The organism is Caballeronia calidae, from assembly GCF_900044055.2.
Classification (GTDB): Bacteria; Pseudomonadota; Gammaproteobacteria; order Burkholderiales; family Burkholderiaceae; genus Caballeronia; species Caballeronia calidae.
On sequence record NZ_FCOX02000001.1, the window covers coordinates 308,679 to 330,994 of the forward strand.

Below are 22,316 nucleotides of genomic sequence, written 5' to 3' on the forward strand. Positions count from 1 at the left end.
CGCGTCCGGCGCATTTGATGCAAAATCCCCTATTCGATTGTCCGCGTTGCCCCAACGGCAGCGCGGACCCGCGCTCGCGCGCTCCATTCCCCGTCACGCTTTACTGCGATGAACCAAACGCCATTGCCCATCACCGTGCTATCGGGATTCACCGGCGCGGGTAAGACCACACTCGTCGATGCCTTGCTCGCCAACGCCGAAGGCTTGCGGCTCGCCGCCGTGACATGCGGCAAGGTCGCCGCCGGCGCGGACCGGCAGACCACCGACCTGCCCAACGGCTGCATGCTGTTGAGCCTGAGCGACCGGTCCATCGAAGCCGTCGAGCGCGCGATCACCTGGATCGCGGAACAGCAGCGGTTCGATGCGGTCGTCGTCGAAACATCGGTCATCGCCGATCCGATGACGATCGCCGAGCATCTCGCGTTCGGCGACGACGACGATGCAACGCTCGCGGGCCGCGCGCAGCTCGATACCTTCGTCACCGTGATCGATGCCGCGAACTTCTCGCGCGACTATGCCTCTTCCGATGCACTCGCCGAGCGCGGTCTTCCGTCGGCGGACCATGACGAAGAAGACGGCAAGACGGTGGTCGAGACGCTCGTCGAGCATATCGAATTCTGCGATGTCATCGTCATCAACAAGACGGATCTCGCCGGCGCCGACGAAGTCGGAAAAGTCGCGCGCATTCTGCATGGCCTCAACCCTCGCGCGGTTCAGGTGCGAACGCAGTCGGGCAATGTGCCGCCCGATGAAATCCTGAACACCGGCCGCTTCGATTTCGATGCGACCGCGAGCGCGCCCGGCTGGCTCGCGATCCTCAATGGCGAGCATCCATCGAGCGACGAACCCGATGCGTTCGGCGTCGGCCATTTCGTGTATCGCGCGCGCCGGCCGTTTCATCCCGAGCGACTGTGGAATCTGCTGCATCAGGAATGGCCGGACGTGTTGCGCGCGAAGGGCTTCTTCTGGCTCGCGACGCGAAGCGATGTCGGCGGCTCGCTGTCGCAGGCGGGCGGCACGGTGCGGCATGGTCCGGCAGGCGTGTGGTGGGCGGCGCAGGATCGCAGCGAGTGGCCGACCGATGACCCCGAACTCGAAGCGGAGATCGTCGCGGAATGGTATGGCGATCCGGATGACAACAGCATCGGCGATCGTCGGCAGGAGCTCGTTCTGATCGGCCTGAATCTCGATCCTGCCTCCTGGCAGGATAAGTTCGATGCATGTCTTTTGAGCGACGACGAATGGGCGCTCGGTCCCGATGGCTGGCAACGCTTCGCCGATCCGTTCCCGGCATGGGAAGTCGAAGACCACGACCACGACCACGATCACGACCATGGTCCGGATTGCGACTGCGAGGATCATCGACATTGATCGCTGTGCCGGCTCGATGCAATGTCGAGCCGGCAACCGCAACGTGAACCGAAGCGCACAGTCGAAAAAAAACCCGCCGAAGGCGGGTCATGTACAACTGGCTACCCTTGGTAGCCGCACAATCGGCAAGATGCTTACCGCTTGTTCACTGCGTCCTTGAATGCCTTGCCAGCCGTAAACTTGACCGTCTTGGCGGCCGGAATCTTGATGGATTCGCCGGTTTTCGGATTGCGGCCGGTGCGCGCTGCGCGCTTTCCCGAGCCGAAGCTGCCGAAGCCGATCAACTGCACTGCGTCACCTTTCGAGACAGCCTTCTTGATCACTTCGAGCAACGTGTCCAGCGTTTCGCCGGTTTGAGCCTTGCTGGCGCCGGTTTGAGCGGCTACGGCGTCGATCAATTCCTGTTTGTTCATTAAGGTTCCTTTATCAGTTTAGGTTGACACGAACAGCGCGAACGCGCCGATTATACGTGCGCAAGCGGTGCAGGCTAGTAGGGACGGCCTTCTGGCGTGCCCGCCCGACGGATCGGCGTTGCTTCGCGCCATCTCACCGGCGTTGCTCCACTTCGTCGCCTTCACGCCGCCTCTGTACGCGGCGCTTGGTATGATAGCGCAGCGCAAACCCAATCAGGATAAGGGTTTCAAAGATTTACCCTTATATTTTCGGGGCTCCCGGCCGACTTTTTGGCGTAGAACATCTGGGTGCGATCCATGCTACGCGAGCTGATCATCGAATACGGCCTGCCGTTGGTTTTTGCCAACGTTCTGCTCGAGTGCCTCGGCCTTCCGCTCCCAGCCTTGCCCACATTGGCTTTGACGGGTGCGATCACGGTCTCCGCGAGCTTCGCATCGGGTGCCTTTTCAGGCTTGCCTTCGCTCTTTCCATCGGCTGCATTCGGACCGCTTGCTGCGATCGTCGTGACCGCCAGCATCGCCGCGCTCATCGGCGATACGCTGTGGTTCTGGCTCGGGCGCCGCTACGGCAGCCGTGTGCTCGGCTTCATGTGCAAGCTCTCCATCTCGCGCGATACCTGCGTGACCCGCAGCCTCGACTTCTTCGGACGCTTCGGCGTGCGCATTCTCGCGCTGTCGAAGTTCATCCCCGGACTGTCGACGCTTGCGATTCCCGTTGCGGGCGCGACCGGCATCGGCTTCGGGAGCTTTCTTTTCTATGACGCGCTCGGCGCGCTGCTGTGGTCCGGCGTGGGCGTCGCGTTCGGCGCGATGTTCGCCGATCTCGTCGATAGCGCGCTCGCCTGGCTCGACCTGTTCGGGCGCGGCGTGATCGTGCTTGCGGGCATCGCGCTTGCGCTCTATCTCGCCGTGCGCTGGTGGCAACGCGTGTCATTGTTGCGCAGGCTGCGCATGGCACGCATCGATATCGCCACGCTGCGCACGCTGCTCACGGACGAGCCGCCGCCGCTCGTCATCGACGTGCGCCGTCGCGAGCGTCGCGCGATGGATCCCTATGCCATTCCCGGCGCGCTGCTGCTGCATGACGATGCCGCATCGCAGCTCGCGGACATCGCGCGCGACCGCAAGCTCGTGACGTACTGCGATTGCCCGAGCGAAGTGTCGGCGGCGCTCGCGGCAAAGGAACTGACCGCGCATGGCTTCACCGATGTCGCGCCGCTGCTCGGCGGACTCGAAGCATGGCGCGCGGCCGGTTATGCGCTCGAGCCGCTGATCGTCGAAGACACCGCGAACGGCGCAGCGCATGGCATCGCCAAGTCTTCATCCGTTTGATCTTTCATCGCGCATCCGCTTCACGCGACGCGCGGCCTCTTCATCTATCGCATGACCGAATCCCTGCTTTTCGCGCCGCACGATCTGCCCGCGCGCTGGCGGCACAAGCGCGTCTTCACGTTCGTCGATACGACGTTCAGTGTCTTTCTTTCTCTCTGGCAACGCTGGCGCGATGACGACGCGCGTTGCGACCGGCTGCATGTCGTCGCGCTTGCGCCGCTCGCCTCGCTGGACGATGCACCTTCGGCCGACGACGCATCGCCGCTCGCCGCTGAACTCGCACGCGCGTGGCCGATGCGCGTGCCGGGCGTGCATCGGCTGGAGTTCGATGAGGGACGCGTGGTGCTCACGCTGGCCATCGGTGACGACGTGCAGGAGATGCTCGCGAAACTCTGGCTACGCGCAGACGCTTTCCATCTCGATCCAGCCGGCGATCCGCGCAAGCTGTGCAAATCGCTCGCGCGTTTTGCCGGCGACGGCGCGACGGTCAGCACGATCGTTGCCGGTGATGCGCGGGCGCAACTCGAGCGCGCGTTGGCGGCATCGGGTTTCGCGTGTTCGTCGTCCGCGACGGATGCGCCGCTCACCGCGCGCTTCGCACCGCGCTGGCGTGTGCGGCGTCACGAACCGCCGCTTCCTTCCGATGCGAACGCGCACGACGCCATCGTGATCGGCGCGGGCCTCGCGGGTTGCGCGGTGAGCTCGCGTCTCGCGGCGCGCGGCTGGCGCGTCACGCTGATCGATCGTCACGCGCTGCCCGCACGCGATGCATCGGGCAATCCGGCAGGCGTGTTTCATCCTATCGTCTGGCGCGATGACAGCGTCGCCGCGCGCCTCACACGTGCCGGCTTTCTCTACACGTTGCGTCGATGGCGAGCGCTCGAAGCGGCGCATCACGATTTGTCGAGAAGCGGCGCGGGCCTGCTTCAGATCGCCGATACGCAGGAAGACGCCGATGCGCTCGCCGGCGCCATCGCGCGCTTCGCGTATCCGCCCGATTACGTGCAACCGATGACCCGCGACGATGCATCGCGCCTCGCCGGCGTCGATGTCGCGCGCGGCGGCTGGTTCTTTCCGCATGGCGGCGCAATCTCGCCCGCGGCGATATGCGCGGCGCAACTCGCCGATGCGTCCGCACTCATTACGCCGCGCATGAACACGGACGTTGCGCGCATCGCGCACGATGGCCGCGTCTGGCGAACCTTCGACGCGAACGGCGATGAGATCGCGAACGCGCCGGTCATCGTGCTGGCCAATGCACACGACGCCGCGCGCCTCGCGCATCTCCATGGCGAACCGACGCGCAGCGTGCGCGGCCAGCTCACCGTGCTCGCGCAAGGCGCGCTCGATGCGTTGCGCATGCCGGTGATCGGTGAAGGGTACGCGGTGCCGCTCGGCAGCGATGGCGCGCTGATCGGCGCGACCTACGACATCGACGATACCGACCGCGAGATCCGCGATACCGGGCATCTCGAGAACATCGAGCGCGTCGCAGGCATGTTGCCGCAGCTTGCATCAGCGCCGACGCAAGTCCGTGCGGGCCGCGTCGCGTTTCGCTGCGTGACGAGCGACCGCATGCCGATGATCGGCCAGCTCGCCGACGAAAACGCCGCGCGACGCGATGCGCATCAATTGTCGGGCGCATGGCCGCTCGACCTGCCGCGCATGCAGGGGCTTTATGGCGCGTTCGCGTTCGGCTCGCGCGGCCTCGTCTGGGCGACGCTCGCGGCGGAGCTGATCGCATCGCAGATCGAAGGCGAGCCGTGGCCGATCGAGCGCGAACTGGCCGAAGCCATCGACCCAGCTCGCTTTTTGCTACGGGCATTGCGTCATGGGGAAATCGGCTCGGCTTAGTTATCCCCGTCGTGCTGTGGATAACCCGTCGGATTGCAGGCGAAAGACATGTGAACGCGTTGTGCACGTAAACGGGACAACTGAGGCGTCCGGTTTACGCGCCCAAAGTTGTTCCAGGTTCGCCGCGCGGCACCAACATGTTTACGGCCCGCTTTTGCTTTTTCCAAATGATTGAATAAAAAGACGAAAGCTGTGTTATCCACAGAAAAAGCAGGTGCTTGTTAACCACTACTACGTTTATATAAAGTAAACCTGTAAACACCTGACGGCGAGCCCATCGGGCAGCCGTGAACCAAAACTCCGGACGCCGCGCAAACGGCTACCGGTCAGCCTTTCCATTCCGGTCCAGGCTCGGCGGTCGCTTTTACTTCATAAGAATCATGAGTTTGGACTTTCTGTCAGGGGTTCCGAGGTATGGCACAATCGCGCTTCTTCCTGCGTCGCGCCGTCGAGACGGCGACCGCTTCAATGGAACGATGGTTGCGCGCCAAGAATCTGATACCAAGCCGCATCGTCGTTCACTGTGTTCGGCCCGGCATCGGGGCGAGCGCCCCATGCGTTCCTCGTGTCATACGGATCCGGGATCTCCGGTGCGACATTGAGAGCATGTAGGGCGCATCGCTTGCCGGCCGGACGCGTCGTCTAATTCGTGCACGGTCTGACCGTGACGCCGTGTTCGTTCGTATTTCGTTTCGCCTGAATGAACCAACGCTCGCCTGGCCGGGCGGATGCGCCTCGCCTGCGAGCGCGCACCGCGGACGCCAGTCACGCAACGGAACGTGCACTCCCTGCAGCAACAAGCAGCAATGAAGGAGAAGCCAACACGATGAATTCGGCATTTTCATTTTTGCCCACGTGGCCGCTCGAACCCGACGCCATTCTGTGGGCCGGGCTCGCGCTCGTCACGGCGGGACTCGCCGGCGAGCTGCTGTGGCGCGCTTGGCGTCTGCCGCGCATCACCGGTTTCGCGGTGATCGGGCTGATCGCCGGCAATGCGGGGCTCGGCGTGATCGACGCCAGCGCGGGCGGCCTGTCGCGGCCGCTGCTCGATGTCGCGCTCGGCCTGCTGCTCTTCGAACTGGGTGGCCGGCTCGATTTGCGCTGGATCCGCCGCAATCCGTATCTGATCCTGTCGAGCATCGCCGAGTCGACGCTGACGTTCGGCCTCGTGCTGATCGCGCTGACGCTGCTCAACGTGCCGACGATGCCCTCGGTCGTGATCGCGGCCATCGCGATGGCCACGTCGCCCGCGATGGTCATTCAGCTGAAGACCGAGCTGCGCGCGGAAGGCCAGGTCACGCAGCGCCTCATGACGCTGACGGCGCTGAACAGCATGTACGCGGTGGTCGTCGAGAAGCTCGCGGCCGGCGTCTTGCATCAGGAGATCTACGGGAATGCGTTCGCGACGATCCTTCAGCCGTTCTATCTGCTGATCGGCTCGCTCGTGCTCGCGTTCCTGCTCGCGCGCGCGTGCAACATGCTGGTGCGGCGCCTGCCGGCCAACGACGAGCATTCGTTCGTCGCGCTCTTCGGGCTCGTGCTGCTGGCGATCGCGATCGCGCACATCTTCAAGCTGTCGACGATTCTCGCGCTGCTCGCCGCGGGCATCATCGTGAAGAACGCCGATGAACGGCCGCAACTGTGGCCGTCGCATTTCGGCTCGGCCGGATGGCTGCTCACCGTGATTCTTTTCGCGCTCACGCTGACGTCGTTCCACTGGCGCGACATCGCGCTCGGCGGCATCGCGGCGCTCGGGCTGATCTTCGCGCGTTTCATCGCCAAGCTCGTCGGCGTCCTGATCTTCGCGAAGCCGAGCGGGCTGAACCTGAAGCAGGGCGCGGCGCTCGGCGTCGCGCTGACACCGATGTCGGCGCTCGCGTATCTGCTCGTCGACGACATGTACGTGCTTTATCCCGACTACGATCCGACGCTGCGCGCGATCGTCATGTGCTCGATCGTCGTGCTGCAGATCGTGGCGCCTTTCCTGGTTTACCGCAGCTTGTCGGCGGTGGGCGAGCGGCGCGAATGACCGCGCCCCGCCTGCCCAAGCATTGATCATTCAAGAGGCGTCATGGCACTCGAACCTTTCATCAACTCCGAACCCTTCACGTTCGGCGTCGAGCTGGAGATCCAGGTCGTCAACACGCACGACTACGATCTGACCCGCGCGGCGTCCGACCTCATGCGTCTCCTCAAGGACGAAAAGATTCCGGGCAACATCACGCCCGAGATCACCGAAAGCATGATCGAGCTGTCGACCGGCATCTGCACGACGCACGAGCAGGCCGTCACCGATCTGCGCAGGATCCGCGACGTGCTCGTCGCCGCGGCGGATCAGCTGAACGTCGGCCTCGCCGGCGGCGGCACGCATGCTTTCCAGCAGTGGAGCGATCGCCAGATCTACGACGCGCCGCGCTTCCAGTACATCTCCGAGCTGTATGGATACCTTGCCAAACAGTTCACGGTGTTCGGCCAGCACGTGCATATCGGTTGCCCCGATCCGAACAGCGCGCTCTTCCTGCTGCATTCGATGTCGCGTTACATCCCGCATTTCATCGCGCTTTCGGCATCGTCGCCGTACATCCAGGGCGTCGATACGGGTTTCCACTCGGCGCGGCTGAACTCGGTATTCGCGTTCCCGCTGTCGGGCCGCGCGCCGTTCGTGCTGACGTGGGACAGCTTCGAGGAATACTTCTCGAAGATGGTCAACACGGGCGTCGTCAACAGCATGAAGGACTTCTACTGGGATATCCGGCCGAAGCCCGGCTTCGGCACCATCGAAGTTCGCGTGATGGACACGCCGCTTTCGGTCGACAGGGCCGCGGCGATCGCCTGCTACATCCAGACGCTGTCGCGCTATCTGCTGCTCGACAAGCCGCTCACGCCGCGCGAGGACGATTACCTCGTCTACACCTTCAACCGCTTCGAGGCATGCCGCTTCGGGCTGGAAGGCACGTGTATCCATCCGCAGACGGGCGAGCGGCGCACCATCGGCGAGGACATTCTCGCGACGCTCGACGTGCTCGCGCCGCATGCCGAAGCGCTCGGCTCGCAGGCCGCGCTCGCGCAGGTCGCGGATATCGCGCGCGGCATCAACGACGCGACCTGGCTGCGCGATGTAGTGCACAAAGAAAAGTCCCTGCACGAGGCGGTCAGGCAGCAATGCCTCCAGTGGCGCCGATAACGCCGCGCTTGGCGCTCACAGGGATCAGCCAGTCATGATCAAAGGCCGCTTCGATTCGCTTCGAAGCGGCCTTTCTCATTGGGGCAAATGAAACATGTGCATGACGAGCAGCGGGAATAAAGCGCTCGCGGCAACGTTTGAAGAGGAACCGATAAGGCGACGCTAAGGTTTACTTCAGGAAATCCGTATACATCCGTAATAGTAGTTAGCAAGGCGCGGGCCCTTCTGTGGAAAACGTCAAAAAACGGTGCAAAGTCAATGCACTAGCACAATGATAAGCATGGGGATTGTGCGTGCGCCGCGGCATGACATTCTGGACAACGGAAGGGCGCCGATGCGGCATCGAGTGTTATCAAGAATACGTCCACATACAAAGAAGACGTTTTTCCACGGGTTATCCACAGTTCTGCGTGGATAATTAAGGTGTACGTTTGTTCTATGTCGCTTAGAATGGCGACTCTGCTGATATAGCGTTATAGTCGGCAGGAGAATAGCGCCACGAGCAGGAACATAAGACGGCGCATAACGAAGAGGGTTGCAATGTCCCCAATCGGGTATGGCCAATTGGCTTGGCACGCCTGAATTTTGAGACGGCGGGGACCGAGAGCGGAGTGCAGTTCGCAAGGGGTTCGGAGTACTTTCTGCGGGCGGCGTTTCGAATGAGGTGTTCGCGGCGGTCGCGCGAACATGCCGTCAAAACCATAAGCGGAACAACAAGCGAAAGACTATGAGTGAAGGCGTTTACGGAGAGCAGGCGACGGGGCGGGTGACCCACGGCCTGCTGAGGCTGAGCACCGCGATGCGCAGCCAGGCATGGGAATGGGCGGAAGGCGCGGGGCTCACGCCGACCCAGGGTGAAATTCTCGTTCTGCTGATGCAGCGCAAGGGGCCGATGCGTCTCGGGGAGATCGCGCGCGAAACGGCACTGACCGCCGCCACGACGAGCGATGCGGTGAGCACGCTCGAAGGCAAGGGTCTCGTCGAAAAGCGCCGTGCGATCGACGACGGCCGCGCGCTCGCGGTGCGTCTGACCGCGCGCGGCCGCACGGCGGCGAAGAAGGCGCTGCAATGGCCGGACTTCCTCTCGAAGGCGGTCGGCACGCTGCGCGAGGACGAGCAGGTGGCGTTCTATCGCACGCTGCTCAAGACGATCCGTCAACTCGAGTCGCAGCAGCAGATTCCGGCGCACCGCATGTGCCTGTCCTGCTCGCACTTCGAAGCCAGCAAGAATCCGAAGAAGACGCCGCATCACTGCGCGCTTCTGCAGATCGACATGGCCGACACCGATCTGCGTCTCGACTGTTCGGTATACGAAGAAGCCGACGTCGCCACGCAGAAAAAGAGCTGGAAGGTCTTCGCGCAGGTCGCCTGACCTGGCAGGCTCACCGGGTAAGCGAGATGTGGCGTCATCGGGCGCTGTGAGGCTGCGGCGAGTCGGTTAGACTGTGCCCGTCGCGCCTCGCCGCGAGGCGCGGCTCGTCTGATTTGTTCCGAGCCATGCACAGCCGACCTACGGAAAGCCGCCGATGAAACATGAAGTTCTGGCGATTCGCCACGTCTATTTCGAAGATCTGGGCAGCCTCGAACACGTGCTCGGCGATCGCGGCCATTTGGTGCGCTATCTGGACGTCGGGCGCGGCCGTATCGACGCGCCGAATCCGCTCGATCCTTCCCTGCTCGTCGTGCTCGGCGGGCCGATCGGCGCGTATGAGGACGCGCACTATCCTCATCTCGCGCCGCTTCTGTCGATGCTCGAAAAGCGCATCGCGGCCGGCTTGCCGACCATCGGCATCTGTCTCGGCTCGCAGCTGATCGCGCGGGCGCTCGGCGCGCGGGTGTATTCGTCGGGCAAGCTCGAGCTCGGCTGGTCGCCGCTCACGCTGACCGATGCCGGGCGGGCGTCCGCGCTGCGTCATCTCGAGGTCGAGGGCGCGTCCGTTCCCGTCTTTCACTGGCACGGCGATACCTTCGATCTGCCCAAGGATGCGACGCTGCTCGCGTCGACCGACGCGTGCGCGCATCAGGCGTTCACCTGGGGCGAACACGTGCTCGCGCTGCAATGCCATCCCGAAGTGCTCGTGGAGCGCTTCGAGAGCTGGCTCGTCACCTATCCGGGCGATATCGCGAGAAGCGGCACGACGGTCGCCGCGCTGCGCGAGGACACCGCGCGCCACGGCGCGAATCTCGAGCGCGCGGCCCGATCGATGTTCGGCGAGTGGCTCGACCGCTTCACCGTGCAGGCACGCTGACTTGCGATGACGTGTGATGGTATGAACCATCGCGCGTGATCCGGCGCGATGGCTGTCCTGCACGATAGAAAGCGCGGTGCTATTCTCGATCGCTCCTTTTCTAGCGACGAGTCTTGCTCATGAGCGCGCTGTTCACTCCCACGACCTTACGCAGCCTCCAGATCCCGAATCGCATCTTCGTCTCGCCGATGTGTCAGTACTCCGCCGAGCGCGGCGAGGCCACGGCGTGGCACATGATCCATCTGGGCCAGCTCGCGTTGTCCGGCGCGGGCATGCTGTTCATCGAGGCGACGGCCGTCGAGCCGGACGGGCGCATCACGCCGGGCGATCTCGGCCTCTGGGACGACGTCACCGAAGCCGCGCTGCGTCCGGTGCTGGCTGCCATCCGCCAGTATTCGAAGATTCCCGTGACGATGCAGCTGGCGCACGCGGGCCGCAAGGCATCGAGCCGTAAGCCGTGGGAAGGCGGGCAGCTCATTTCCGTCGCCGATGGCGGCTGGATGACGTACGCGCCGTCCGCCATTCCTCACAAGCCGGAAGAAACGCCGCCGCTCGCGCTCGATGCCGCCGGCCTCATTCGCGTCAAGGAAGCGTTCGTCGCGTCGGCGAAGCGTGCGGCGCGGCTCGGCATCGACGGAATCGAAGTGCATTGCGCGCACGGTTATCTGCTGCATCAGTTTCTCTCGCCGCTTTCGAATCAACGCACCGACGAATACGGCGGCTCGCTCGAAAATCGCATGCGTTATCCGCTCGAAATCTTCGATGCCGTGCGCGCCGCGTTTCCCGCCGACAAACCGGTCGGCGTGCGCGTGTCCGCGACGGATTGGGTCGAAGGCGGCTGGGGTATCGAGGATACGATCGCGTTCGCGTCGGAGTTGAAGAAGCGCGGCGTCGACTGGGTCGATGTGTCGTCGGGAGGCGTGTCGCCGTTGCAGAAGATTCCGTTGTCGTCCGGCTATCAGGTGCCGTTCGCGCAGGCCGTGAAGGAGGCAACCGGCGTGACGACGATCGCGGTCGGCCTGATCACCGAGGCGAAGGAAGCGGAGGACATCGTCGCGAGCGGCAAGGCGGATTTCGTCGCGATGGCGCGCGCGATGCTCTACGATCCGCGCTGGCCGTGGCATGCTGCCGCGGAGCTCGGGGCGACCGTCACGGCGCCGCCGCAATACTGGCGCTCGCAGCCGCGCGAACAGAAGAACCTCTTCGGCGAGATCACCATCGGGCAACGTTGAAAAGTATGGAGCACCGCCAGGGCGGTTGAGCTTTCGCGCGCCGGGAGTGTAGGATACCGGTGTGTTGAGCGCATGCGTTCAACCTAGCGAACGCGGCGCCTCCGAGGCCACCGCGTTTTTTTTCATCCCGATGTTCATCCCGAGCGCGCGGGAGCGAAGCGTTATTTAAGGATTCATTCGATGAGTTCACGCAGGGTCACCGTTCGCCGCTCCGGCGTGCACGGCAAGGGCGTGTTTGCCGTGAAGCGAATTGCCGCGGGCGAGCAGGTGATGGAGTACAAGGGCGAGCGCATATCGTGGAAGGAAGCGCTGCGCCGCCATCCGCACAATCCCGACGAGCCGAACCACACGTTCTACTTCGCGCTCGACGACGGCCGCGTGATCGACGGCAAGATCGAAGGCAACAGCGCGAAGTACATCAATCATTCGTGCGCGCCGAACTGCGAGGCGGAGGAAGTCGAAGGCCGCGTGTTCATTCACGCGCTGCGCGACATCGAGGCGGATGAGGAGCTGAACTACGACTACGGGCTCGTCATCGAAGGCCGCATCACGAAAAAGCTGAAGAAGGAATACGAGTGCCGGTGCGGCGCGAAGAAGTGCCGGGGCACCATGCTCGCGGTGAAGAAGGAAAAGAAGAAGAAATAGTAGGCCGCCCATACGCGGCGCTTCGATTCGAAAGAGCCACGGCAGTGGCTCTTTTTCATTCCTCGGCGGGCTTCACTTCCTTCAGCGGCATACGCACGATGAAGCGCGCGCCGCCTTCGGGCGCGTCCTCGTAATGCACGGTGCCGCCGTGCAGCACCATGATGTCGTGAACGATCGCAAGGCCGAGGCCCGCGCCGCCCTCCACGCTTTGTCCATCGCCGCGGAAGAAACGCTTGAAGAGATCCGGCTGCTGATCCGGCGGAACGCCTGGGCCGTTGTCCTCCACGACGACTTCGCCGAAACGGCGGCCTTTCGTGTCTTGCCACTCGGACACGGTCATCGTGATGCGCGCGCCTTCGCCGCGGTACGGCGGAATGTACTTGAGCGCGTTGTCGATCAGATTCGCGAGCACTTCGCGGGCGAGCACGAGGTTGCCGCGCACGATCATCGGATGCTGGTTCTCGGGATCGTCGAGGCGCTGAAAACCCAGGTCGACGTGCGCGGCGAGTGCGCGCGGCACCCATTCCGCGCCGGTTTCGAAGGCGAGCGCGGCGATATCGAAATCGGAGAAGCGGGCCGCCTGTTCACCCGGCTCGGCACGCGCCAGCGACAGCAGCTGATTCGACAGCCGCACCGCGCGATCCGCCGATGCGCGCAATTCCTTCACCGCTTCGATTGCCTTCGCGGGATCGCGCGAGCTGAGCGCCTGCTCGGCGTGCAGCTTGACCGCAGTCAGCGGCGTGCGCAGTTGATGCGCGGCATCGGCGATGAACTTGCGCTGCGCATCGAGCGCGGTTTGCAGGCGCACGAGCAGGCCGTTCATCGCGCTCGTGAGCGGACGGATTTCGCTCGGCACGTAGGTTTCATCGACAGGCTCGAGCGAGATGTGCGTTTGCTGATTGAGCGTGTCGGCGAGATCGGTGAGCGGGTTCAACTGCTGATTCACGACGCGCCACACGATCACCCAGCCGGCGAGCAGCAGCAGCGCGAGCGGCATCATGATCGCGATCAGAAACTCCACCGCGATGCGATAGCGCGAGCCCACGCGCTGCGCCACCTCGACGACGATCGGATTGCCGGTCGGCTGCGGCACGCGCACTTGTGCCGCGCGTACGGAGACGCCCTGAAAGTGCGTCTCGAAGACGTATGCGTAGTGAATGCGCCGCACGCTCGTGCCCGTCAGCGGCAGTTCCGGCTCGCCGGCGATTTCCTCGTCGCCCGTGCTGATGCGGTAGATGAGCTGCTCGACGGGATCGGAGAACATCGCCTGCGCGAGCGGGGGCACGGTGACGGGCGCATCGACGCCCGCGAGCTGGATCTGCTTGCCGATGGCGGTGGCGAGATCCGCGAGCGAGCGGTCGACCACGTGCTGTGTGTATTGCCACGCGAGCCAGTACGCCATGAGCCCGCTCATCAGCGCGAGCAGGGAAAGCGGTGCGGCGAGGCGGCGCAGCAGCGTGCGCCGCAGGCTCGGCGGCGCCGGCGTTTCGGTGGCTTTCGATCGCGCCAGATCGAGCCAGTCTTCGCGGGCGAAACGTTGATCGCCCGCGCGGCGGGTGGGAAATCGCAAGGCGGTCTACGGCAGAAGCATTACGCCGCTTGCCGGATCTCCTGAAGCAGATAGCCGAAGCCGCGAACCGTCACGATTTCCACGCGCGTGTTCTCGAGTTTCTTGCGCACGCGATGCACATACACTTCGATGGCGGTATCGCCCAGATCGCCGCCGAAGTGCGTCAGATGATCCTGCAACTGCGCCTTGCTCACGACGCGGCCGTGGCGCAGCAGCAGCATTTCGAGCACCGCGAATTCGCGCGGCGAGAGTTCGAGCGGACGCTCGTCGTTGAAGATGCGGCGATCGACGCCCGACAGACGCAATCCGCCGAGCGACACTTCCGGACGCGGCACATCGCCATGCGGGCCGCTGCGGCGCATGACGGCGCGGATGCGCGCCTCGAGCTCCTGCGGCTCGAAGGGCTTCAGCATGTAGTCGTCGGCGCCGCTGTTCAGGCCTTGCACGCGGTCGTGCAGTTCGTCGCGCGCGGTGAGGATGATCACCGGCGTGTGGCGGTTGCTTTGGCGGAAGCGCGAGAGCAGCGTCATGCCGTCGATGCCCGGCAGGCCGAGATCGAGAATGACGAGTTCATGGCGATTCTGCGCGAGCGCCTGCTCGGCGAAGATGCCGTCGTGCACCATGTCGACCGTGAAGCCGGATTGTTCGAGGCTGCTTTGAATGCCGCGCGCGATGGGGCGGTCATCTTCGATCAGAAGGATTCGCATGGAGTCGCTCAAGTACAATGGGTTGAGCTCGGGCGGGCGGGGCGGTCGGTGACATGCACGACGCAGCGGCGCGGGCTCGAGCCGGTTTAAAACTCACATCTCATGCGGCGTTGCGCGGCCGTTTCCTGAATACCGCGAGCGGCCGTACATCGAATGTATTTCTGCCCGGACATGGCTGTCATCTCGATCAACGAACTCGAAGCCGCGATCAACTACTGGCGCGGCCGCTCCCCTTCGAGCGGCGACGAACTCAGCCTCTGCAAGGAGGCGAGCGCGTTGTCCAGGCCCTATGCGCTGCTGATTGTACAGCGTCAGTCAAGCCTGCCGCCCGAGCAACTGGACGACGAGGCGCGCGCCGCATGGGAAGCTTACGAGCGCTTCAAGAATGGCATTCGGGACTGAAAGTTATCTGACACCCAAGCTTTCTTTTCGCTGTTCGAATGCTTCCAATTGTTCCGGATTCCGGCAATTCCGCGCCATTCTCGCCTTTCGGCGGTGTCATGGTTGGTAACACACACGTTACCTTGTTTGCTTCGGTAATCAATTAGTAATATAGGCGCGAAACGGCCCTTTCGCGCAAAGGGTTTGTGAGCACGGCGTCTTCGATGCGATAAAGTCGCACTCACCACCGCTCCCGCGCACATCCGCCTCATGCTCGAACTCGATCATTTCGACCTCGCCCTGCTCGACGTGCTTCAGCGCTTCGGACGCGCCACGCATCAGCAATTGGGCGAGCAGGTGCCGCTCTCGCCGTCGCAGATCGGGCGGCGTCTGCAGCGGCTCGAAGCGACGGGTGTCATCGAAGGGTATCGGGTGGTCTTGCGGCCGGAGAAGCTCGGTCTCGGCGTGACGGCGTTCACGAGCCTGAAACTGAAGCATCACGGCGATTCGGTCATCGAGCAGTTTCAGCAGCAGATCGAGATGCTGCCCGAAGTGCTCGAATGCCACGCCACCGTGGGCGACGCGGATTATTTGCTGCGCATCGTCGCGCCGGATCTGAACGCGCTCTCAGGCTTCGTGATGAAGAAGCTGATGCGCGTGCCGGGCGTCGACAGCGTGCGCTCGAACATCGTGCTGACGACATTCAAGCGCAACGGCCCGCTGCCGCTTTCTCATCTCGCCGACGACGCCTCGGGGCTCAGCAAATCCACGTAAGCCAGCGGCACGAGGTCCGACTGCGCGACGCCGAGGCGGGCGAACATCGCGTGCGCTTCTTCTTCGCCGCCGGCTTCGTCGTCATCCTGGGCGAGCACCACTTCCAGTTCGATGAAATCGCCGAGGCCGTCCACGCGATCCAGATGGATGCGGGTGCGCCCGACGAGGTACACATGCCGCTCCTTCGAAACGATGCCGCGCGTGGTCAGCGCCTGCGCGAGCAGCGCATGCATCGCTTCCGGATTCGTGACGGGGCTGCGCGTGTAGTACGAAACTTTGGGGCCGTCGCGATCGTCGCGCTGATAGAAGATCAGCTCGGACGGCGTGCCGTCGTCGAACTGGCGCAGCTTGAGGCGGCCGGTCGGCACGTCGTAGAAGAAGTCCTGCTGGCGAAACACCAGCGGCGCGTCGGCGGCGAGCGCGGCCGCGCGTTCGCGCAGTTGCTCGAATTGATGCGCGCGCGCCTTGATCTCGATGTTGCGTGCCATGAAGACTCCTCGAACGTACTCGGTTGGATGGATCAGCGAACGCTCAGACTAGCAAACAATCGATGAAGCTCGCTTGACCGAACCGGCGCGCGGCGTCGGGATTTCCACTTACACCGACCATTGCGCGTCGATAAGCCGCAGCGCCGCTGCGATCGCCGGTTCCTCGCGTCGCTCCGCGAGCGTGACGAACGAAAGCTGCGTCGGCACGGTGACGCCTTCGACGATCGTCAGCGCGTGCGCGTGCGCTTGTGCCAGCGCGATCGAATCGCGCACGAGCGAAAGACCGACGCCCGATTTCACGAGATCGAGCATCGACGGTTCCTGATCCACTTCCGCGACGATCACCGGCATCGCGCCCGCGTCGCGGAAGAGGCGCGACAGAAGGCGGTTGTGCGCGGACTCGGGCGGCGTCCAGATCCACGGCAGTTTGGCGAGCGCCGCCCAGTTGCGCTTGCCCTTGTTCACGCGGTTGTGCCAGCCGGCGGGCGCAAGCACGCGATAGATGAACGGCGTGAGCCTGACGACGTGAAAGCGCTCGCCGTCGCGGGTGCCGTCGATGACCGGATCGCCGATGTAATAGCCGACGTCCAGCTCGCGCGCCTTCACGCGCTCCAGCACCCAGCCCGACATGCCGTGCCGCAACGACGTCTCGATGCGCGGATGCGTTTCCACCAGTTGCCGCAGGAAGCCGCCGAGGCGCAGAAACTCGGGATCGAGGATGGTGCCGATGCGCAGTGTGCCGCTCACTTCGTGACGCAGCGCAGCAGCGGCGCGTTGAACATCGGCGGCGGCGGCGAGCGCGCGCTCGGCGTGCGGCACGAGCGCTTCGCCGTCGCGCGTGAGCAGCAGGCCATGCGACGTGCGCGAGAACAGCACGACGCCGAGCATCTCCTGCAGGTTCTTGATCTGCAAGCTGACGGCCGGCTGCGTGAGATGCAATCGCGCCGCGGCACGCGTCAGATTGCCTTCGCGTGCGACGGTGAGAAAGGCGCGCAAGAGGGTGTAGTCCATCGGCTGATATTAGCGCGTCTTATATCTCTGTTGAACATATCTGATTGGATTCGGCGTTGCGTCCGGCAGTACGCTCGGGTTATCAGACGAAGCACGATGCCGCGACGCAATCGAGCCGACACAGGAGACAACGATGAAACAGGACGCGCGCAAGCTCGAAGGCGAATTCGACTACATCATCGTCGGCGCGGGCACGGCCGGCTGTGTGCTCGCGAATCGCCTCACCGAAGATCCCAACGTGAACGTGCTGCTGCTCGAAGCGGGCGGCAAGGACGACTATCACTGGATTCACATTCCGGTCGGTTATCTGTATTGCATCGGCAATCCGCGCACGGACTGGCTCTATAAGACGCAAGCGGAGCCGGGCCTCAACGGGCGCACGCTGGCATATCCGCGCGGACGTGTGCTCGGCGGATGCTCGTCGATCAACGGCATGATCTACATGCGCGGCCAGCGCGAGGATTACGACGACTGGGCGCATATCAGCGGCGATCCGAACTGGTCGTGGGATTCCGTGCTGCCCGTCTTCATGCGCAGCGAGGACCATCACGGCGGCGGCAATCAATGGCACGGCGCGGGCGGCGAATGGCGCGTCGAGAAGCAGCGCCTGAAGTGGAAGATTCTCGAAACCTTCGCGCAAGCCGCGCAGCAAAGCGGCATTCCCGCGACCGATGACTTCAATCGCGGTGACAACACCGGCGTCGGTTACTTCGAAGTCAATCAGCGCGGCGGCATACGCTGGAACGCAGCGAAAGCCTTCTTGCGCGAAGCGATGAAGCGCCCCAATCTCACGACGATCACCGGCGCGCACACACAAAGGCTCATATTCGAAGGCACGCGCTGCGTCGGCGTGGAATATCGCGGCGGCGATGTCGACTACATCGCGCGTGCACGTTGCGAGGTCATTCTCAGCGCGGGCGCGGTGAATTCGCCGCAGATTCTGGAGTTGTCGGGCATCGGCAATGGCGCGCGTCTGCAGCGTCTCGGCATCGATGTCGTGAAGAGTCTGCGTGGCGTCGGCGAAAATCTGCAGGACCACTTGCAATTGCGCATGGCCTACAAGGTCAACGGCGTGCGCACGCTCAATACATTGTCGGCGCATTGGTGGGGCAAGCTTTTCATCGGCATGCAATACGCGTTGATGCGAAGCGGCCCGATGTCGATGGCGCCTTCGCAGCTCGGCGCGTTCGCGAAGTCCAATCCCGACGATGCGTCGATCACGCGCGCCGATGTCGAATATCACGTTCAGCCCTTGTCGCTCGAACGATTCGGCGAGCCATTGCATCCGTTCAACGCGTTCACTGCATCGGTGTGCAACCTGCGGCCGACATCGCGCGGCAGCGTGCATATCGAATCGCCGGATGCCCATGCGGCGCCGCTCATCGCGCCGAACTATCTGTCGACGGACCGCGACCGCGAAGTCGCCGCGAATTCGCTGCGCCTCACGCGGCGCATCGTCAGCGCGCCCGCATTAGCGCAATACGCGCCCGAGGAAATTCTTCCCGGGATACAGTTCCAGACGCAGGAAGAACTGGTCGAAGCCGCAGGCAAGGTCGGCACGACGATCTTCCATCCTGTCGGCACATGCCGGATGGGCACGGACAACGATCCCGGCGCGGTCGTCGATAGCCGCTTGCGCGTGATCGGCGTGCGGGGCCTGCGCGTGGTCGATGCATCGGTGATGCCGACGATCACATCGGGCAACACCAACTCGCCCACGCTCATGATCGCCGAGCGCGCGAGCGACATGATTCGCGAAGACAGGCGCGGCATCGAAACGGAGGAAGTGATCGCGACCGCGCTTGCATGACAAAGAGGTGACGCGCGCACTTCATATGTCGGGATGACGCGTGCATGACGCGCGCATGACGCTGCGATGCAATGCTTATATGCACGGAGAATAAGCACTCTCCATGCCCCGGTTGCGTGCATGCTCAAGGCTCCAAGCAATTCGTTAGTTAGTGCAAATCCCAATGATTGCGCTGCATCATTGGCGCGACAATGGCCCCGGATCAAGTGATGCTCGGCATATCGCGTGCACACTTTGTGCGGGCGCAACAGCGATGCACGAAGCGAAGCAGTACCGGAATGGAGACAACGTCCGGTGCTCGCGGAAAGAAAAAATAAGGCGCAGGTGAACGGGGTTTTGCCCAGCGCCTCACTTCGCATGGAAGGGGACATGATTCTCGGCGACACCATTCTGGAAACGCGAGGGCTCACAAAGGAATTCAAGGGCTTCACGGCCGTGAATGGCGTGAACCTGCGCGTTCGCCGCGGTTCGATCCACGCGCTGATCGGACCCAACGGCGCAGGCAAGACCACCTGCTTCAACCTGCTCACCAAGTTCCTCGAACCCACTGCGGGCCAGATCGTTTTCAATGGCACGGATATCACGCGCGAGCGCCCGGCGCATATCGCGCGGCGCGGCATCATCCGCTCGTTTCAGATCTCCGCCGTGTTCCCGCATTTGACGGTGTTGCAGAACGTTCGTATCGGCCTGCAGCGGCAACTGGGCACGTCGTTTCATTTCTGGCGTAGCGAGCGCTCGCTCGATGCGCTCAACGATCGCGCGATGGATCTGCTCACGCAAGTCGGCCTCACCGATTTCGCCGACACCAAAACCGTCGAGCTTTCGTACGGCCGCAAGCGCGCGCTCGAGATCGCGACCACCTTGTCGATGGAACCGGAACTCATGCTCCTCGACGAACCGACGCAAGGCATGGGCCATGAGGACGTCGATCGCGTGACGGCACTCATCAAGAAAGTGTCGGCGGGCCGCACCATCCTGATGGTCGAGCACAACATGAACGTGATCGCGGGCATCTCCGACACCATCACCGTGCTTCAGCGCGGCGAAGTGCTCGCCGAAGGCAGCTACGCGGAAGTGTCCAAGAATCCGCTCGTGATGGAAGCCTACATGGGCAGCGCCGATGCGGCGCTCACCGGAGCGCATGCATGAGTACGACCGTGGAAGAGCGCCGCTCGCGCGAGGCGAACGGCGCGGCGGGTAATGTTCCCGCGCTGGAATTATCGGGCCTGCAGGCGTGGTACGGGGAATCCCACATCCTGCACGGCGTGGATCTCAAGGTGAATCGCGGTGAAGTCGTCACGCTGCTCGGCCGCAACGGCGCGGGCCGTACGACGACGCTGCGCGCCATCATGGGTTTGACGGGTCGGCGCACGGGATCGATTCGCGTCGCGGGAACCGAAACCATCGGCCTCGCGACGCACAAGATCGCGCATTACGGGGTCGGCTATTGCCCGGAAGAGCGCGGCATTTTTTCGAGCTTGTCCTGCGAGGAAAACCTCTTGTTGCCGCCGCTCATCGGCAACGCCAAAGAGGCGATGTCGCTCGACGAAATCTACTCGATGTTCCCGAACCTGAAGGAACGCCGCGCGAGCCAGGGCACGCGTCTTTCGGGCGGCGAGCAGCAGATGCTGGCCGTGGCGCGCATTTTGCGCACGGGCGCCAATCTGCTTCTGCTCGATGAAATTTCGGAAGGGCTTGCGCCGGTCATCGTGCAGACACTCGCGCGCATGATCCTGATGCTGAAATCGCGCGGCTACACGATCGTCATGGTCGAACAGAATTTTCGTTTCGCGGCGCCGCTCGCGGACCGCTTCTACGTGATGGAGCACGGAAACATCGTCGAGCATTTCGGCGCGGGGGAACTCGAAGCGAAGATGCCGGTGCTGCACGAACTGCTCGGAGTCTGAGCGGCGCGTGGCACGCCAGGTTGAGAAGGGCAACACCAGTAATACCGCAACAAATCAAAACTCATGGAGACTGGAATGAAAAAGAAGACCCTCGCGCGCCTCTCTAATCTGTGCTTTGCGGCTGCGGCGGCGAGTGTGGCGGTGATGAGCAGCAGTGCATCCGCCGCCGACGGCAACAGCGTGAAGATCGGTTTCGTCACGGACCTGTCGGGCCTGTATGCCGACATCGACGGACCGGGCGGCCTCGAAGCGATTCGCATGGCGATCGCCGATTTCGGCGGCAAGGTGAACGGCAAGCCGATCGAGCTCGTCTATGCAGACCACCAGAACAAGGCCGATATCGCCGCATCGCGCGCGCGTGAATGGATCGACCGCGATGGCGTGAACGTGATCATCGGCGGCACGAACTCGGCGACGGCGTTGTCCACCGCGCAAGTCGCTGCGGAGAAGAAGACGCCGTACATCAACATCGGCGCGGGCGCGGACAACCTGACCAACGAGCAATGCTCGCCGTACACCGTCCACTACGCCTACGACACGATGGCGCTCGCGAAAGGCACCGGTTCCGCGGTGACGAAGCAGGGCGGCAAGAGCTGGTACTTCCTGACGGCGGACTACGCTTTCGGCAAGGCGCTGGAAAAGAACACGGCTGACGTCGTGAAGGCCAACGGCGGCCAGGTGCTCGGCGAAGTGCGTCATCCGCTGTCGGCGTCGGACTTCTCGTCGTTCCTGTTGCAGGCACAGGGATCGAAGGCGCAGGTGCTCGGCCTCGCGAACGCGGGCGGCGATACGATCAACTCGATCAAGGCCGCGAAGGAATTCGGCATCAACAAGTCGATGAAGATCGCCGCGCTGCTCATCTTCATCAACGATATCCACAGCCTCGGGCTCGAGACGACGCAAGGCCTCGTCGCGACGGACAGCTGGTACTGGAACAAGGATGAGAACACGCGCAAGTGGTCGCAGCGCTACTTCGGCAAGATGAAGAAGATGCCGTCGAGCCTGCAGGCCGCCGACTACTCCGCCGTGATGACGTACCTGAACGCGGTGAAGGCGGCGGGCACGACCGACAGCGACAAGGTGATGGCGCAGCTTCGCAAGACGAAGATCGACGACTTCTACGCGAAGGGCTACATCCGTGAAGACGGCTCGATGATCCACGACATGTACCTGATGGAAGTGAAGAAGCCGTCGGAATCGAAGGAGCCGTGGGACTACTACAAGATCACCGCGACGATTCCGGGCGATCAGGCGTTCGGCACGAAGGCGGAGTCGCGCTGCAAGCTCTGGAAGTAAGCGTTCGGTAGTGCCTCATGGGGCAATAACGCGTTCGCGCGGCGGCGGCCGAAGAAGGCCGCTTGCCGCCGCACCCGCGTCAACACGTTTCT

The 22,316-nt window shown here is 63.4% G+C and carries 20 protein-coding genes; 15 read left to right on the top strand and 5 right to left on the bottom strand.

Features of this window, described 5'->3' with window-relative positions:
• Window positions 1-108 precede the first annotated feature (108 nt).
• A complete protein-coding gene (locus AWB78_RS01505) occupies window positions 109-1,371 on the top strand; it encodes a GTP-binding protein (RefSeq protein WP_062601569.1) in 1,263 nt (420 codons plus the stop codon).
• A gap of 134 nt (window positions 1,372-1,505) precedes the next feature.
• Here AWB78_RS01505 and AWB78_RS01510 read toward each other — a convergent pair whose 3' ends face one another.
• Window positions 1,506-1,784 carry an HU family DNA-binding protein gene (locus AWB78_RS01510; protein WP_008352404.1) on the bottom strand — a complete coding sequence of 93 codons (279 nt, stop codon included), beginning with the start codon at window positions 1,782-1,784 and terminating at the stop codon, window positions 1,506-1,508.
• 297 nt (window positions 1,785-2,081) lie between these two features.
• Between AWB78_RS01510 and AWB78_RS01515 the strand changes: the two genes are divergently transcribed.
• From AWB78_RS01515 to AWB78_RS01550, 8 genes are all read left to right on the top strand, one after another.
• Window positions 2,082-3,116 carry a VTT domain-containing protein gene (locus AWB78_RS01515; protein WP_062601570.1) on the top strand — a complete coding sequence of 345 codons (1,035 nt, stop codon included), beginning with the start codon at window positions 2,082-2,084 and terminating at the stop codon, window positions 3,114-3,116.
• Between the two features lie 51 nt (window positions 3,117-3,167).
• Window positions 3,168-4,970 carry a bifunctional tRNA (5-methylaminomethyl-2-thiouridine)(34)-methyltransferase MnmC2/FAD-dependent 5-carboxymethylaminomethyl-2-thiouridine(34) oxidoreductase MnmC1 gene (gene mnmC / locus AWB78_RS01520; RefSeq protein ID WP_062601571.1) on the top strand — a complete coding sequence of 601 codons (1,803 nt, stop codon included), beginning with the start codon at window positions 3,168-3,170 and terminating at the stop codon, window positions 4,968-4,970.
• An 826-nt stretch (window positions 4,971-5,796) separates the two neighbouring features.
• Entirely contained in the window at window positions 5,797-6,999 is a 1,203-nt protein-coding gene (locus tag AWB78_RS01525) for a cation:proton antiporter (RefSeq protein ID WP_062601572.1), read from the top strand.
• 42 nt (window positions 7,000-7,041) lie between these two features.
• Window positions 7,042-8,154, top strand: a complete 1,113-nt coding sequence (locus tag AWB78_RS01530; RefSeq protein WP_062601573.1) for a YbdK family carboxylate-amine ligase — start codon at window positions 7,042-7,044, stop codon at window positions 8,152-8,154.
• A 727-nt stretch (window positions 8,155-8,881) separates the two neighbouring features.
• A complete protein-coding gene (locus tag AWB78_RS01535) occupies window positions 8,882-9,526 on the top strand; it encodes a MarR family winged helix-turn-helix transcriptional regulator (protein ID WP_062601574.1) in 645 nt (214 codons plus the stop codon).
• A gap of 154 nt (window positions 9,527-9,680) precedes the next feature.
• Window positions 9,681-10,403 (top strand): glutamine amidotransferase, encoded by a 723-nt coding sequence (locus AWB78_RS01540; RefSeq protein ID WP_062601575.1) that lies wholly within the window; start codon window positions 9,681-9,683, stop codon window positions 10,401-10,403.
• Between the two features lie 119 nt (window positions 10,404-10,522).
• On the top strand, window positions 10,523-11,635 hold the full coding sequence (locus AWB78_RS01545) for an NADH:flavin oxidoreductase/NADH oxidase (RefSeq protein WP_062601576.1): 1,113 nt from the start codon (window positions 10,523-10,525) through the stop codon (window positions 11,633-11,635).
• Window positions 11,636-11,815: 180 nt separating this feature from the next.
• Window positions 11,816-12,280 (top strand): SET domain-containing protein, encoded by a 465-nt coding sequence (locus AWB78_RS01550; protein ID WP_062601577.1) that lies wholly within the window; start codon window positions 11,816-11,818, stop codon window positions 12,278-12,280.
• 55 nt (window positions 12,281-12,335) lie between these two features.
• On the opposite strand, the gene AWB78_RS01555 is transcribed toward AWB78_RS01550, so the two are convergent.
• Together AWB78_RS01555 and AWB78_RS01560 are read right to left on the bottom strand one after the other, a co-directional pair.
• The gene (locus AWB78_RS01555; protein WP_062601766.1) at window positions 12,336-13,790 is read right to left on the bottom strand and encodes a sensor histidine kinase; all 1,455 of its coding nucleotides are present in this window, start codon (window positions 13,788-13,790) and stop codon (window positions 12,336-12,338) included.
• Between the two features lie 80 nt (window positions 13,791-13,870).
• Window positions 13,871-14,557 (bottom strand): response regulator transcription factor, encoded by a 687-nt coding sequence (locus AWB78_RS01560; RefSeq protein WP_014192702.1) that lies wholly within the window; start codon window positions 14,555-14,557, stop codon window positions 13,871-13,873.
• A gap of 171 nt (window positions 14,558-14,728) precedes the next feature.
• Between AWB78_RS01560 and AWB78_RS01565 the strand changes: the two genes are divergently transcribed.
• Together AWB78_RS01565 and AWB78_RS01570 are read left to right on the top strand one after the other, a co-directional pair.
• Window positions 14,729-14,959, top strand: coding sequence for a DUF3717 domain-containing protein (locus AWB78_RS01565; RefSeq protein ID WP_062601578.1), 231 nt, complete (start codon window positions 14,729-14,731; stop codon window positions 14,957-14,959).
• A 249-nt stretch (window positions 14,960-15,208) separates the two neighbouring features.
• Entirely contained in the window at window positions 15,209-15,712 is a 504-nt protein-coding gene (locus AWB78_RS01570) for an Lrp/AsnC family transcriptional regulator (protein ID WP_062601579.1), read from the top strand.
• Here AWB78_RS01570 and AWB78_RS01575 read toward each other — a convergent pair.
• Both AWB78_RS01575 and AWB78_RS01580 read right to left on the bottom strand, forming a co-directional pair.
• Window positions 15,670-16,200 (bottom strand): class IV adenylate cyclase, encoded by a 531-nt coding sequence (locus AWB78_RS01575; protein WP_062601580.1) that lies wholly within the window; start codon window positions 16,198-16,200, stop codon window positions 15,670-15,672. The genes AWB78_RS01570 and AWB78_RS01575 overlap by 43 nt on opposite strands.
• A 108-nt stretch (window positions 16,201-16,308) precedes the next feature.
• Window positions 16,309-17,211, bottom strand: coding sequence for a LysR family transcriptional regulator (locus tag AWB78_RS01580; protein ID WP_062601581.1), 903 nt, complete (start codon window positions 17,209-17,211; stop codon window positions 16,309-16,311).
• A 133-nt stretch (window positions 17,212-17,344) separates the two neighbouring features.
• Here AWB78_RS01580 and AWB78_RS01585 point away from each other — a divergent pair, with 133 nt between their 5' ends.
• From AWB78_RS01585 to AWB78_RS01600, 4 genes are all read left to right on the top strand, one after another.
• Window positions 17,345-19,021: a GMC family oxidoreductase gene (locus AWB78_RS01585; protein ID WP_062601582.1), complete on the top strand. Its 1,677-nt coding sequence runs from the start codon at window positions 17,345-17,347 to the stop codon at window positions 19,019-19,021.
• A gap of 369 nt (window positions 19,022-19,390) precedes the next feature.
• The gene (locus tag AWB78_RS01590) at window positions 19,391-20,170 is read left to right on the top strand and encodes an ABC transporter ATP-binding protein (RefSeq protein WP_008352429.1); all 780 of its coding nucleotides are present in this window, start codon (window positions 19,391-19,393) and stop codon (window positions 20,168-20,170) included.
• Complete coding sequence (locus AWB78_RS01595; protein WP_062601583.1) at window positions 20,167-20,928, top strand: ABC transporter ATP-binding protein; 762 nt, start codon at window positions 20,167-20,169, stop codon at window positions 20,926-20,928. The genes AWB78_RS01590 and AWB78_RS01595 overlap by 4 nt, the downstream gene beginning before the upstream one ends.
• Before the next feature lie 75 nt (window positions 20,929-21,003).
• Entirely contained in the window at window positions 21,004-22,224 is a 1,221-nt protein-coding gene (locus AWB78_RS01600) for an ABC transporter substrate-binding protein (RefSeq protein WP_062601584.1), read from the top strand.
• The last annotated feature ends 92 nt before the right edge of the window (window positions 22,225-22,316 follow it).